Annotated in this window: 12 protein-coding genes; 1 reads left to right on the top strand and 11 read right to left on the bottom strand. The window is 39.5% G+C overall.

Annotated elements, in window-relative coordinates; translation table 11 throughout:
• Positions 1 to 56: 56 nt before the first annotated feature.
• The 3 genes from murA to spo0F form a co-directional block, all read right to left on the bottom strand.
• Positions 57 to 1346, bottom strand: a complete 1290-nt coding sequence (murA, locus tag AC0OM3_RS19545; protein WP_474212748.1) for a UDP-N-acetylglucosamine 1-carboxyvinyltransferase — start codon at positions 1344 to 1346, stop codon at positions 57 to 59.
• A gap of 332 nt (positions 1347 to 1678) precedes the next feature.
• Positions 1679 to 2536, bottom strand: coding sequence for a class II fructose-bisphosphate aldolase (locus tag AC0OM3_RS19550; RefSeq protein WP_001131855.1), 858 nt, complete (start codon positions 2534 to 2536; stop codon positions 1679 to 1681).
• Between the two features lie 210 nt (positions 2537 to 2746).
• Positions 2747 to 3115: a sporulation initiation phosphotransferase Spo0F gene (gene spo0F / locus AC0OM3_RS19555; protein WP_000398594.1), complete on the bottom strand. Its 369-nt coding sequence runs from the start codon at positions 3113 to 3115 to the stop codon at positions 2747 to 2749.
• A 201-nt stretch (positions 3116 to 3316) separates the two neighbouring features.
• Between spo0F and AC0OM3_RS19560 the strand changes: the two genes are divergently transcribed.
• Entirely contained in the window at positions 3317 to 3841 is a 525-nt protein-coding gene (locus AC0OM3_RS19560; RefSeq protein ID WP_000912412.1) for a DUF2529 domain-containing protein, read from the top strand.
• A gap of 32 nt (positions 3842 to 3873) precedes the next feature.
• On the opposite strand, the gene pyrG is transcribed toward AC0OM3_RS19560, so the two are convergent.
• From pyrG to AC0OM3_RS19600, 8 genes are all read right to left on the bottom strand, one after another.
• On the bottom strand, positions 3874 to 5481 hold the full coding sequence (pyrG, locus tag AC0OM3_RS19565) for a CTP synthase (RefSeq protein WP_000170460.1): 1608 nt from the start codon (positions 5479 to 5481) through the stop codon (positions 3874 to 3876).
• A gap of 257 nt (positions 5482 to 5738) precedes the next feature.
• Entirely contained in the window at positions 5739 to 6269 is a 531-nt protein-coding gene (gene rpoE, locus AC0OM3_RS19570; protein ID WP_000346280.1) for a DNA-directed RNA polymerase subunit delta, read from the bottom strand.
• Positions 6270 to 6423: 154 nt separating this feature from the next.
• The gene (locus AC0OM3_RS19575; protein ID WP_000238603.1) at positions 6424 to 7053 is read right to left on the bottom strand and encodes a TetR/AcrR family transcriptional regulator; all 630 of its coding nucleotides are present in this window, start codon (positions 7051 to 7053) and stop codon (positions 6424 to 6426) included.
• A 66-nt stretch (positions 7054 to 7119) separates the two neighbouring features.
• Entirely contained in the window at positions 7120 to 8259 is a 1140-nt protein-coding gene (gene acdA, locus AC0OM3_RS19580; RefSeq protein ID WP_000545543.1) for an acyl-CoA dehydrogenase AcdA, read from the bottom strand.
• Between the two features lie 21 nt (positions 8260 to 8280).
• The gene (locus AC0OM3_RS19585; RefSeq protein WP_474212752.1) at positions 8281 to 9411 is read right to left on the bottom strand and encodes an acyl-CoA dehydrogenase; all 1131 of its coding nucleotides are present in this window, start codon (positions 9409 to 9411) and stop codon (positions 8281 to 8283) included.
• A 73-nt stretch (positions 9412 to 9484) separates the two neighbouring features.
• Positions 9485 to 10336 carry a 3-hydroxybutyryl-CoA dehydrogenase gene (locus AC0OM3_RS19590; protein WP_000538874.1) on the bottom strand — a complete coding sequence of 284 codons (852 nt, stop codon included), beginning with the start codon at positions 10334 to 10336 and terminating at the stop codon, positions 9485 to 9487.
• A gap of 49 nt (positions 10337 to 10385) precedes the next feature.
• Complete coding sequence (locus AC0OM3_RS19595) at positions 10386 to 11669, bottom strand: acetyl-CoA C-acetyltransferase (protein ID WP_474212754.1); 1284 nt, start codon at positions 11667 to 11669, stop codon at positions 10386 to 10388.
• Positions 11670 to 11678: 9 nt separating this feature from the next.
• The gene (locus AC0OM3_RS19600; protein WP_001086769.1) at positions 11679 to 13790 is read right to left on the bottom strand and encodes a (Fe-S)-binding protein; all 2112 of its coding nucleotides are present in this window, start codon (positions 13788 to 13790) and stop codon (positions 11679 to 11681) included.
• Positions 13791 to 14309: the final 519 nt, after the last annotated feature.

Here is a 14309-nt window from a genome sequence, read left to right on the forward strand (position 1 = left end):
ATAAAGTGTACTTCCGCAAGTAGTGATGCTTCGCTTCCCCCTTGCGGAAGTATCACTTATGCGTTCTTCATCTCTTCAATTTCTTGCTTTGTCATTTGTTCTCGCCAAATGTTTGCTCCAAGCCCTTTAAGCTTGTCCACTATATTCTCATAACCTCGATCAATATGCTCAAGTCCTGTTACTTCTGTAATTCCATCTGCCATTAACCCTGCAATAACAAGTGCCGCTCCCGCTCGTAAATCACTCGCCTTCACTTTTGCACCTTGCAGTAACACAGGACCAGTTACAATTGCCGAACGACCCTCTACTTTAATTTGAGCATTCATACGACGTAATTCATCAATGTGCTTGAAACGGGCACCGTAAATTGTATCTGTTACAACTCCCGTCCCGTGCGCCTTTGTTAAAAGCGTCGTAAACGGCTGTTGTAAATCCGTTGGAAAACCTGGATATACAAGCGTTTTGATATCAACTACTTTTAGCTTTCTATTACCGTTCACCGTAATTTGATCATCGTTCGTTTCAACTTGAACACCAGCTTCTCTTAGCTTTGCAGTAACTGATTCTAAATGCTGAGGAATAACATTATCAACCGTTACTTCTCCTCCTGATGCAGCTCCTAGAATCATATACGTACCAGATTCAATACGATCTGGGATGATAGTATGGTGACAACCATGTAAAGAGTCCACACCATCTATTCGGATTACATCTGTACCAGCACCTTTAATACGTGCTCCCATGCTTGTTAACAATGTAGCTACATCAATGATCTCGGGCTCTTTCGCTGCATTTTCAATAACAGTTCTACCTTTCGCTCGTACAGCTGCTAGCATAATATTAATCGTAGCTCCTACACTAACAACATCTAAATAAATACGTGCCCCACGTAGCTCATCTGCTCTTAAATAGATGGCACCTTGTTCATTCGTAACATGTGCACCTAGCGCTTCAAACCCTTTAATATGCTGATCAATCGGCCTCGGTCCTAAATGACATCCACCCGGAAGCCCAATAACAGCTTTTTTAAAACGGCCAAGCATCGCACCCATTAAATAATAAGAAGCGCGCAATTTTTTCACTTTTCCATTTGGCAAAGGCATTGCAACCATGTTAGAAGGATCGACTACTATCTCCTCCTCCTGTCCATAAGTTACTTTCCCTCCAATTTCCTCTAGTAAGTCTCCTAACATTTTCACGTCCGAAATATTAGGGACACCACCAATAGTTACTGGAGTATCTGCTAAAATTGTCGCTGGAATTAATGCAACGGCACTGTTCTTTGCACCACTTACTCGAATTGTTCCATTTAAAGCTCTTCCGCCTTCAATTAGCAATTTTTCCATATTGAGCTCCCTTCTTGTGAATGTATTTACTTTCTATCTTTTTATAGAAAGCTCCCCTTAAGAATCTCAATTACTCTTTCCATCCCAAAACTCAATAAATAGGAAACCATTATCTTCATTTCTCCTATAGCACGAATAGATAAAGATCAACTATTCATCGAATTCACTTTATCAATTTAGATACGTTATCACATTTATTAATAGGACTATGCACATTATTTTCTATTTAAAAACCAAAAATGATAAAATCTTTAGACTTGTTCACGCTTTCATTATACAACGAAAGGAAACCGTCTAAAAGACTAGACGGTTTCCAAAACGGAATTTTATTCTTACGCTTTACCGTTAGAACCGAATTCGCGAATTTTACCAATAACAGTTGCTTTGATAGCGTCGCGGCCAGGTCCGATAAATTTACGAGGATCGTAAACTTCTTGGTCTTTGTTTAATACTTCACGAACAGCTTTTGTAAACTCGATTTGATTCTCAGTGTTTACGTTGATTTTTGAAGTACCTAAAGAGATAGCTTTTTCGATATCAGCAGTTGGGATACCAGTACCACCATGTAATACTAAAGGTACGCCAGTGAAGTCACGAACTTGTTCCATTTCAGCGAATCCTAAGTTAGGCTCACCTTTGTAAGGACCGTGTACAGAACCTAAAGCTGGAGCTAGGCAATCGATACCTGTTGCTTCAACAAGGTGCTTACACTCTGCTGGGTCAGCGTAAATTACGCCTTCAGCGATTACGTCGTCTTCTTGTCCGCCAACTGTTCCAAGCTCAGCTTCAACAGATACGTTACGAGCGTGTGCGTATTCTACTACTTGTTTAGTAGTTTCAACGTTTTCTTCGAATGGGTGGTGAGAAGCGTCAATCATTACAGATGTGAAACCTGCATCGATTGCTTCTTTACATTTTTCGAAGCTTGAACCATGGTCAAGGTGAATCGCTACAGGAACAGTGATGTTCATTTCTTCGATTAAAGCTTTAACCATAGCTACAACTGTTTTGAAACCAGTCATATGACGAGCTGCACCCTCAGATACACCTAGGATTACAGGAGATTTTTCTTCTTCCGCAGCAGCTAAGATAGCTTGAGTCCACTCTAAGTTGTTCATGTTGAATTGACCAACTGCGTATTTTCCTTCTAGTGCTTTGTTTAGCATTTCTTTCATAGAAACTAAAGGCATGGTGAATCCTCCTAAAAAACGTTTTTTGTATCCGATAAGTTCTTATCGCTGGTAGTATGACCAGAATAAGGTAAAATATGTATATCTACATACCGGACTTTTTTCTACACTCAATAGGATAACAACTTGTACTCAAAAACTCAACCGTATTCACCTGCACAATAGTCCATGTAAACGCTTTTTTCCATATTTTTTATAAAAAATTCATTTTTATGCCTCTACAGCGAGCTCATTTCTCACAGCTTGACGAATTTCATCAATATCAAATGGTTTAGCAAAATGCATTAAAGCTCCTAAATCTTTTGCTTCTTGGATCATATCAAGCTCTCCATAAGCAGTCATTAAAATTACTTTAATACTCTCATCAATTTCTTTTACATGCTTTAAAATCTCTATACCATCCATGCCTGGAATTTTCATATCTAACACTACTAAATCTGGATTATCTTTTTTCACGATATCTAAAGCTTGAAATCCATTTGCTGCTTGGAATGTCTGATAACCTTCTTTTTGGAACACTTCATGTAATAACACACGAATCCCATATTGATCATCAACGATTAAAATTTTACCTTCCATAATTCCCAACCTTTCTGTGTAAGTACAAGATTTAAAGCTTCTTATATCTTAACGATTTATTTTCGCTATTCTTTGGCAAATTCCTTCCTATTCTTTCTTATTTTACCGTTTCCTATTTTGTTATGCTACCCTACGATTTCACCTTTCTAAAAAAATAAACTATAATGAAAGCCGGCAAACACGTACGAAGGGAGTAACATTATGTTAAAAATTTTTTCAACTCAATTAAGTGGTTATTTCTCCAGAGTTTCTCAAAAAGAAGAAATGAATATAGAAGATAGCGCTCGTTTACTTGCTCAAGCACTAGTTGGCGATGGTTTCATTTATTTATATGGTACAAATGAGATGGAGGGCGTTATTGCCGAAGCACTATTCGGTGCTGAACCAATGAAGCAAGCAAAACGCTTATTTGAAAATGGTAAAGAAGCAGAAGTAACCTCTGCGGATCGTGTACTTCTTATTAGCCGTTTTTCAACAGATGAAGCGGTTGTAGAAATTGCAAAAAAACTACAAGAAGAGGGACACTCTATTGTCGGCATTTCTGCTCTTCAAGAAGGTACGGAATCACTCGAACGATATACAGACGTACATATTGATATAAAACTGTTAAAAGGTCTTATTCCAGACGATGAAGGTAATCGCTACGGATTCCCAAGTTTAATAGTAGCTTTATTTGCTTATCACGGAATCAAATTTACAATCGATGAAATGTTAAACGAATATTAAAAAAAAGCGCCTTATTTCAGGCGCTTTTTTTATTACTTGCTCTCTTTATTCGTAATAGAAGCTCTTACGAAGTCATGGAACAATGGTTGTGGACGGTTTGGACGAGAAACAAGTTCTGGATGGAACTGTGCTGCCACGAACCAAGGGTGGTCTTTTAATTCAATGATTTCAACTAGACGGCCGTCTGGGCTTGTACCAGAGAATACAAATCCTTCTTTTTCCATATCCGGACGGAACTGGTTGTTGAACTCATAACGATGACGATGACGCTCATATACAACCGGCTCATTATAAGCATTGTAAGCATTTGTTTCTTCAGCAAGCTTACATGGGTATAGACCAAGACGAAGTGTACCACCTAGGTCCTCTACATCTTTTTGTTCTGGTAATAAGTCGATGATTGCATATGGTGTGTCAGGGTTGATTTCAGAAGAGTTAGCACCTTCTAAACCTAATACATTACGCGCGAATTCGATTGATGCAAGTTGCATACCTAAGCAAATTCCTAAGAATGGAACTTTGTTTTCACGAGCATATTGAATCGCAACGATTTTACCTTCTACACCACGATCACCGAAGCCACCTGGTACAAGGATACCATCTGTATCACCAACTAATTCTTTTACGTTTTCTGCTGTTACGTGCTCAGCATTTACCCATTTCACTTCTACATCTGTGTCGAATGAGTAACCAGCATGACGAAGTGCTTCTACAACAGAAATATAAGCATCTTGAAGTTCTACATATTTACCAACAAGAGCGATTTTTGTTTTCTTAGAAAGATTACGCACTTTGTTAACTAGAGCAGTCCACTCTGTCATATCTGCAGCTGGATTGTCTAATTTTAAGTGGTCACAAACGATTTGGTCCATGTTTTGTTCTTGAAGAGATAATGGAACCGCATATAAAGTATCTGCATCGCGAGCTTCGATAACTGCTTTTGTATCGATGTCACAGAACAATGCAAGCTTGTCTTTCATATCTTGAGAAACAGGCATTTCTGTACGAACAACGATAATGTTTGGTTGAATACCTAAGCTACGAAGTTCTTTAACACTATGTTGTGTTGGTTTTGTCTTCATTTCACCCGCTGCTTTTAAGTACGGGATTAACGTACAGTGAATGTACATTACATTGTCACGACCGATGTCGCTCTTAATTTGACGGATTGCTTCTAAGAATGGTAGAGATTCGATGTCACCAACAGTCCCACCGATTTCTGTAATAACAACATCCGCATTTGTTTCACGACCAGAACGATATACGCGTTCTTTAATTTCGTTAGTAATGTGAGGAATAACTTGAACTGTTCCTCCTAAATATTCACCGCGACGCTCTTTTTGAAGAACTGAAGAGTAAATTTTACCTGTTGTTACGTTGCTGTATTTGTTTAAGTTAATGTCGATAAAACGCTCATAGTGACCAAGGTCTAAGTCAGTTTCTGCGCCATCATCTGTTACGAATACCTCACCGTGTTGATATGGGCTCATAGTCCCTGGGTCTACGTTAATGTATGGATCAAACTTTTGAATCGTTACGTTTAAACCACGATTTTTTAAAAGTCTTCCAAGAGATGCTGCTGTAATACCTTTTCCTAAAGACGATACTACACCGCCTGTTACAAAAATATACTTAGTCATGAAAAAGCTCCCTTCTATTTTGCTGTTATATAATCACCGTTGCAAAACGCAACGTATGTAGATAACACTGTATCCATCTTATTGTTAGACTCTTTTTATTTTCTAAACAAAAAACAAAAAAGAAAATTGCTCCCCTCATCACAAAAAGTAATAAGTAGGGAGCAATTTTCTTTTATATTTACACTTTAAAAGTATTATCGTCCTTTTTTAAAGAGCCCAAAAATGATTCTACATGGACGATAATGAAAAGTCAAGAACTACAGTTCTTCCTCTTCTTCTTCTTCAGTTTCATCATACTCAAGTTCTTCTTCAGCGAAGTCGTCGTCATCTTCGTCTAAATCATCAAGATCGTCGTCATCTCCGTCTTCTTCTTCAAGAACCTTGTCCAAATCTTCTACATCGTCTTCATCTTCACTTACGTCTGCATCGTCGAAGTCATCTTCATCTTCTTCAATGTAGTCGTCAAAACCGTCTTCTTCAACTTTACGTTTCTTCTTCGGTTTTGGTTGAGGCAAGATTTCTTCATCAATTTGCTCGTATGGGTACCAGCTGCGTAGTCCCCAACGATTTTCTCCTAAATTAATGAAACGTCCATCGATGTTTAAGTCTGTATAAAATTGTGCGATTTTCGCATTAACTTGCTCTTGAGATAGTCCCAGCACTTGAGCGATTTCTTGAACCAACTCGTTGAATGTCGTTGCTTGTTTTTTATCCCCTAAAACGCTATGTACAACTTCAATCATTGAACATTCTTTTAGCTCTTCTGGTGAATATTGCTTAAAATCCACTTATGCGGCACTTCCTTTCATCAAATATAACCTTATATATAACGGCCTGCTTAAAAAAATCCATACTATTCATTATAAACAAAAGTCGCACAAATATGCTACAAAAAAAACGGGAAACTTTTATAGGGTAGTAAAATTATAATTTGTCTGTTCCTTATTTCGGAAGCATATGGGCCCCTTGCAATACATACCTAATTTGCATTTCTGTATATTCTTCGAGCGTATACAGTTTTTGCAACGCCCAGCGTCTAAATCCCCACATCTGCCCTTGTATAAAAATATTATGGGCAAGAAGCTGTATTTCTTTTTTATTTAATGTAAATGTTCCATTTTCCGTACACTGTTCTAAAATATCCTCGAACATTCCTACCATTTGAAACTCCTTTTCTAATACATACGGAAGTGATTCTTTCGGTAAAAAGCGTACCTCTTGATACATTATCAATACTTCTTCCTGCAATTCGTCCATCACTTTAAAGTAATTCGTTATTGCTATCTTTAAACTTTCTACACTCCCTTTTTCTGTACACACTACTTCCTCTAATCGTTCTTTTACATGTTCATATATACTATCACAAACTAAATATAAAACATCGTCTTTTGTACGAATGTACTCATAAAGTGTCCCTATACTAAATCCAGCCGCTTTTGCAATTTCTCTCGTTGTTGTACGCGGAAATCCTTTTTGTTTAAACAGTTGCACCGCACCTTTAATCATTTGTTCACGTCTTAACGCAACTAATTTTTCATCTTTCACCGATGCATGTACATTATGTTTAACCATTCCCTTCACCTCTCTCTATTATTTTTTGGAAGGAAAAAGCGTAGGAAAATACCTACGCTTTCGTTCCTACTTCGTTAACATACGAGAAATTACAAGCCTCTGAATCTCTTGTGTTCCTTCATATATTTGTGTAATCTTTGCATCTCTCATATAACGCTCTACTGGATAATCTTTCGTATAGCCGTAACCACCAAATACTTGCACCGCTTCAGTCGTCACCTTCATAGCTGTATCCCCTGCAAATACTTTTGACATCGCTGATTCTTTTCCATACGGAAGCCCTTCTGATTCAAGCCAAGCCGCTTGATATGTTAAAAGGCGTGCCGCTTCTACATCTGTTGCCATATCTGCAAGTTTAAAGCCAATCCCTTGCTGCGCCGCAATTGGTTTTCCAAATTGATGGCGCTCCCTTGCATATTCTACAGAAGCATCTAAAGCCCCTTGTGCAATACCAACAGCTTGCGCCGCAATACCGTTACGACCTCCATCTAATGTTTGCATCGCAACTTTAAACCCTTGCCCCTCTTCTCCAAGTAGATTCTCTACAGGAATACGGCAATCTTCAAACATAATTTCAGTCGTTGGTGAAGAGCGAATCCCTAGCTTGCTCTCCTTCTTCCCAACTGAAAATCCCGGTGTATCACTTTCTACAATAAATGCACTCGTACCGCGCTGCTTCGATTCAGGATCAGTTAGCGCAAAAACAACATAAATATCAGCAATACCGCCATTTGTAATGAAAATTTTTGATCCATTTAAAATATAATGGTCTCCATCTCTCTTTGCAATTGTCTTCATTCCACCAGCATCCGATCCAGATCCTGGCTCCGTTAAGCCGTATGCACCAATTTTCTTCCCTTCAGCCATCGGTCGTAAAAACTTTTGCTTTTGCTCTTCCGTCCCAAATTTAAAAATTGGCCATCCCGCAAGTGAAGTATGCGCGGACAGTGTTACGCCTGTTGAAGCACAAACGCGAGATAATTCTTCAATAGCGATTACGTACGCTAAGTAATCGCTTCCAATTCCGCCGTACTCTTCAGGCCATGGAATACCAGTTAAACCAAGCTCTGCCATTTGATCAAATAATTCTCGATCAAATCGCTCTTCCTCATCACGCTCAGCTGCTGTTGGTGCCACTTCATTTTTAGCAAAATCTCGAACCATTTTTCTTATCATTTCATGTTCTTCTGATAGTTTAAAATGCATCTCCGTCTCCCCCTCGCCCTTTTATAAAGCACGGCTAATAACAAGTTTCTGTATTTCACTTGTTCCTTCATATATTTGCGTGATTTTCGCATCACGGAAAAATCGTTCTACTGGATAGTCTTTCGTATAACCGTAACCACCAAATACTTGCACTGCTTCAATCGCGACTTCAACCGCTGTCTTAGAAGCAAATAATTTCGCAATAGATGCTTCTTTACCGCATGGTAATCCTTGTGCCCTAAGAGATGCCGCTCTATATACGAGTAACCTTGCTGCCTCGACACTTGTTGCCATATCTGCAAGTTTAAAGCCAATCCCTTGCTGCGCCGCAATGGGCTTCCCGAATTGTTCTCGTTCTTTTGCATAATCAATCGCACATGCAAGCGCCGCTTCAGCAATTCCTAACGCCTGTGCACCGATTCCAATTCGCCCAACATCTAAATTCGCCATCGCCACCTTGAATCCTTGTCCTTCTTCCCCAAGTAAATTCTCAGCTGGCACTTTCATATCTTCAAAAGTAAGTTGTACTGTACGAGAACCGAGAAGTCCCATCTTATGTTCATCTTTTCCGATGATTAAACCAGGTGTATCTTTCTCTACTATAAATGCAGAAATACCACTTTTTCCTGCCTCTGGATTTGTAGAAGCGAATACAATGTATGTACTTGCTTCACCACCATTTGTAATAAACACTTTCGATCCATTAATAATATAATGATTGCCTTTTTTCACAGCTCTTGATTTCAAACTCCCTGCATCTGATCCTGCATTTGGCTCTGTTAAAGCAAATGCGCCTAAATATTCCCCGGTTGCAAGTTTAGAAACATATTTTTTCTTCTGTTCTTCTGTTCCGAAATATAAAATCGGATTCATTCCAACTGACGTATGTACAGCTAAAATTACACCAACTGTTGCACTGACCTTTGAGATTTCCTCAATTGCTAGAATGTAAGAAATAAAGTCCATTTCTGCCCCGCCGTATTTTGCAGGCGCTGGAATACCCATTAATCCAAGTTCACCCATCTTTTGCAAAATCTCTTTCGGGAACACCCCTTGTTCCATGCTAGGAACAAAGGGAGCTATTTCCTTCTGTGCAAAGTCCCGAACCATTTTCCTCATCATTTGCTGCTCTTCATTAAAACGAAAGTTCATATATTCCGCCTCCATTTGCTATATATCCTTTAAATAATTTGGTAAGACCACTATGTTGTAACAAAGGGGGCATTTATTCGTAAACGTAGAATCCACGACCTGTTTTACGCCCTAACCATCCTGCATTCACATACTTACGTAATAACGGACATGGGCGATATTTACTATCTCCTAATCCTTCATGCAACACTTCCATAATGTATAAACACGTATCTAAACCGATAAAATCAGCGAGTGTCAAAGGCCCCATCGGATGGTTCATACCAAGCTTCATGACTTCATCAATTGCTTCTTTCGTCGCTACACCTTCATATAACGTATAAATCGCTTCGTTAATCATCGGTAGCAAAATGCGGTTTGATACAAAACCTGGGAAATCATTCACTTCAACTGGTACTTTCCCAATTTTTTTCGTAATATCTTCAATTGCTTCATATACCGCATCATCGGTAGCCAAACCACGAATAATCTCAACAAGCTTCATAACTGGAACTGGATTCATAAAGTGCATACCGATTACTTTTTCCGGACGCTTCGTTACCGCTGCAATTTCTGTAATTGGCAGAGATGACGTATTCGTCGCTAAAATTGCGTGTTCTGGAGCAATTTCATCTAGATTCGCAAAGATTTTCTTTTTAATATCCATTTTCTCAACAGCTGCTTCAATAATAAGATCCGCTTCTTTCACACAATCTAAATCAAGCGTTACTGTAAGACGATTTAATGTCGCTTCCTTCTCTTCTTCCTTCATGCGTCCTTTTTCTACTTGGCGCGCTAGGTTTTTCGTAATGATAGCCAATCCTCTATCTAATTGCTCTTGTTTTAAATCTTGTACCTTCACGTCATATCCTGCCATTGCACATACTTGTGCAATTCCTGATCCCATTTGCCCTGCACCAATTACAACAATGTTTTGTACACCCATTTTTTCTTCCCCCTTAATTGTTAATAAATTTTATACCCTCGAACTTTAATTAGTGAACTTCAATCATCACTGCGTCCCCTTGACCGCCACCGCTACAAATCGAAGCAATTCCAATTCCGCCGCCGCGCTGCTTAAGTGCATGGATTAGTGTAACGATAATGCGCGCTCCGCTTGCTCCAATCGGATGTCCCATCGCCACTGCGCCGCCATTTACATTCAATTTTTCTGGATCAATTCCTGCGATTTCTGTACTTGCGATTGCTACCGCTGCAAATGCTTCATTAATCTCGAATAAATCGATGTCTTCAATTGTCTTGGCTGTTTTTTCAAGCAATGCGTTAATTGCATAACCTGGCGTTCTTGGGAAATCTTTAGATTCCACTGCAATTGCTGTATGCGCCAAAATTGTCGCTAATGGCTTTCTTCCTTCTTGCTTCGCTCTGTCTTCGCTCATTAATACAAGTGCGGCACCACCATCGTTTAGTCCTGGCGCATTACCAGCTGTCACCGTCGCTGTCTTATCAAATACAGGTTTTAACTTTGCTAACTTTTCAATCGTTGTATCTTCACGTGGCGCCTCATCCTTTGCAACGACAATAGGATCGCCTTTTCTTTGCGGAATCGTTACTGGTACGATTTCCTCTTCAAAACGCCCTTCTTTATGCGCTGAAACCGCACGCTGATGGCTACGATATGCCCATTCATCTTGCGCTTCGCGAGAAATTCCATCTTCCTTTGCAACTTCTCCGCCATAAACGCCCATGTGTGTACCTGAAAATGCGCATGTTAAACCGTCAGCAACGTTTAAATCAATAACTTCGTTGTTGCCCATTCTGTATCCCCATCTTGCTCCACGTAAAATGTAAGGACTGTTACTCATCGACTCCATACCGCCAGCTACAATCAGTGATTGATCGCCAGTACGAATAATCTGATCCGCTAAAGTAACCGCACGAAGCCCTGATGCACAAACTTTATTCACTGTTTCCGTCTGCACTTCCCAAGGGATTCCAGCAGCCCTCGCAGCTTGGCGCGATGGAATTTGTCCCTGCCCACCTTGAATAACCGTTCCAAATATAACTTCTTCAACATCACTAGCCGCAACATTTGCTCTTTCAAGCGCTGCTTTAATTGCAATTCCTCCAAGTTCCGTCGCTTTTACATCTTTTAAAGATCCTCCAAATTTTCCAACTGGTGTTCTTGCAGCACTTAAAATAACTGTTTTACTCATGTTTCTTTCCCCCATTTCATTTTTTAACACTGAGCGCTCGCTCGGTATCCCTACGTTGAGAAGAGGTGCAATCATTGCACCTCTTTCTAAAGTTGTATACATTCTTACAAACTACATCGCTTCTTTTTTCTGTCCGATAACAGATCGTTCTAAAATCTCTGTCACATCAAGAGTTTGAACTTTCTCTTCTACCTCTTTCGCTTTCGTTCCATCACTGATCATCGTTAAGCAATATGGACAACCTGTACCAATAATGGATGGCTGTACAGCTAATGCTTGTTCTGTACGAGCAACGTTAATACGAGAACCTGTTGTTTCTTCCATCCACATTAAGCCACCACCTGCGCCACAGCACATTCCCGTTTCACGATTACGTGCCATTTCTACAAGATTCACTCCAGGAATCGCTTTCAAAATGTCACGTGGCGCTTCGTACACTTCGTTGTATCTTCCTAAATAACAGGAATCATGGTACGTAACTGTTTCTTCAATAGCGTGAACAGGCTTTAAGCGCCCTTCTTTCACCCACTGAGCTAACAATTCTGTATGATGATAGACTTCTGCTTGCAAGCCAAAGTCCGGATACTCATTTTTAAATGTGTTATAAGCATGAGGATCAATCGTAACGATTTTCTTCACTCCTGCCTTTTCAAATTCTTCGATATTCTTTGTCGCCATCTCTTGGAATACAAATTCATTTCCGAGGCGGCGTGGTGTATCTCCAGAATTCTTTTCTTTATTACCGAGAATTGCGAATGAAATGCCTGCTTCGTTCATTAACTTCGCAAACGATATCGCAATCTTCTGACTACGATTGTCGTATGATCCCATTGAACCAACCCAGAATAAATACTCGAATTCCTCCCCAGCTTTTGATTTTTCTTTTACAGTTGGAACTGTTACTTCGTCATCACCTTGGCGCCATGTTTCACGCTCTTTACGGTTCAGCCCCCACGGATTTCCTTGACGCTCGATATTTGTCATCGCGCGTTGTGCTTCCGCGTCCATTTTTCCTTCTGTTAAAACGAGATATCGACGTAAATCAATAATTTTGTCAACATGCTCATTCATAACTGGGCATTGATCTTCACAGTTACGACACGTTGTACATGCCCAAATCTCTTCTTCTGTAATAACATCTCCGATTAAACTCGGATCGTAAGCGAGTGTTGTAGACGCTGATTCTTGTTGTCCTTTTCCAGCTGCCATCATCGCTAACTGATTTCCTTGTGTATTATTGAAGGCAACTACTGGAACCCACGGTGCTTTTGATGTTACCGCAGCTCCTTTATCAGTTAAATGATCGCGAAGTTTTAAAATTAAGTCCATCGGCGATAACATTTTTCCTGTTCCTGTTGCCGGACACATATTTGTACAACGGCCACACTCTACACAAGCGTATAAGTCAATAAGTTGATTTTGTCTAAAGTCTTCAATTTTACCAACACCAAATGTTTCTTGCGTTTCATCTTCAAAATCAATCTTTTCAAGCTTCCCTGGGTTTGAAAGACGACCGAAGAATACATTAGCTGGTCCCGCAATTAAATGCGCATGTTTTGATTGTGGAACATACACTAAAAACGTTAACAAAATTAGTAAATGCACCCACCAAGAAAAATAGAACACTGAAATGGCTACGGTTTCATTTATCCCGCTAAAAACGTAAGCGATTGCAGAAGCAATTGGTTCACTCCATGAAAGCTCCTCGCCATGCCATATAATTCCCATACCGTTACCAAGTAGCACAGAAATCATTAAGCCACCGATAAAGATAAGAACAAGACCTGATTTGAAGTTACGTTTTAAACGAACAAGCTTTTCTACATAACGTCTATGAAAAGCCCAAAATACTGCAATTAAAATAACAAGTGTGACAATTTCCTGGAAGAATGTAAATGCAGGGTATAGTGGTCCAAGTGGAAGATGTGATCCTGGTGCGAGTCCTTTCCAAACGAAGTCAATTGCTCCAAATTGGACAAGAATAAATCCGTAAAAGAACATAACGTGAATGATGCCGCTTTTCTTATCTTTCAGCAGCTTTTTCTGACCGAAAACATTGACCTTAAGGAGATCCCAACGCTCTTTAAAACGACGGTCAAATTCAATTTTTTTCCCTAATTGTATGTAGGCCATTCTCGTCCGTATAAGATATACAAACAAATATCCTGCATAAGCAATAACAGCAATGGCAGCCAGCCAATTAATGATCAGTAAGCTATTCATTTTTATGCTACCCCTCTCTTTGTAAGCCCTCTTTCTTTTTTCGAATCTTCAAAAATATATAATTTTCTGAATTATATCCCCTATCCCCATTATATAATGAGTGAGCATTCAGTCAACAGTTTTTTGTTATAGAACAACACATTTTTTCATAAAGCTGTTTATTTCGGTGAAACTATAAAGTGAAACTTTAATCAGTAGGGGTGGTTCATCCCCCCGCTGATTATTAGTTGAACCAATCGGGCTTTTACGGGCAGTTGATTTCCAAACTAACTTCTACTTATTCAACAGTTTTGAGTTGAATGGCTTACTGCCCGTTAAAGCGGGATAAAGTGAAACTTTAATCAGTAGGGGCGGTTCATCCCCCGCTGATTATTAGTTGAACCAATCGGGCTTTTACGGGCAGTTGATTTCCAAACTAACTTCTACTTATTCAACAGTTTTGAGTTGAATGGCTTACTGCCCGTTAAAGCGGGATAAAGTGAAACTTTAATCAGTGCAACATACTATCCTCTAATAAAA

Source organism: Bacillus sp. FAU20 (genome assembly GCF_056033865.1).

Excerpts from the sequence above, each read along its gene's own strand:
- murA (WP_474212748.1), bottom strand. The coding sequence starts at position 1,346 with ATGGAAAAATTGCTAATTGAAGGCGGAAGAGCTTTAAATGGAACAATT.
- AC0OM3_RS19550 (WP_001131855.1), bottom strand. The coding sequence starts at position 2,536 with ATGCCTTTAGTTTCTATGAAAGAAATGCTAAACAAAGCACTAGAAGGA.
- spo0F (WP_000398594.1), bottom strand. The coding sequence starts at position 3,115 with ATGGAAGGTAAAATTTTAATCGTTGATGATCAATATGGGATTCGTGTG.
- AC0OM3_RS19560 (WP_000912412.1), top strand. The coding sequence starts at position 3,317 with ATGTTAAAAATTTTTTCAACTCAATTAAGTGGTTATTTCTCCAGAGTT.
- pyrG (WP_000170460.1), bottom strand. The coding sequence starts at position 5,481 with ATGACTAAGTATATTTTTGTAACAGGCGGTGTAGTATCGTCTTTAGGA.
- AC0OM3_RS19575 (WP_000238603.1), bottom strand. The coding sequence starts at position 7,053 with ATGGTTAAACATAATGTACATGCATCGGTGAAAGATGAAAAATTAGTT.
- acdA (WP_000545543.1), bottom strand. The coding sequence starts at position 8,259 with ATGCATTTTAAACTATCAGAAGAACATGAAATGATAAGAAAAATGGTT.
- AC0OM3_RS19585 (WP_474212752.1), bottom strand. The coding sequence starts at position 9,411 with ATGAACTTTCGTTTTAATGAAGAGCAGCAAATGATGAGGAAAATGGTT.
- AC0OM3_RS19590 (WP_000538874.1), bottom strand. The coding sequence starts at position 10,336 with ATGGGTGTACAAAACATTGTTGTAATTGGTGCAGGGCAAATGGGATCA.
- AC0OM3_RS19595 (WP_474212754.1), bottom strand. The coding sequence starts at position 11,669 with ATGTATACAACTTTAGAAAGAGGTGCAATGATTGCACCTCTTCTCAAC.
- AC0OM3_RS19600 (WP_001086769.1), bottom strand. The coding sequence starts at position 13,790 with ATGAATAGCTTACTGATCATTAATTGGCTGGCTGCCATTGCTGTTATT.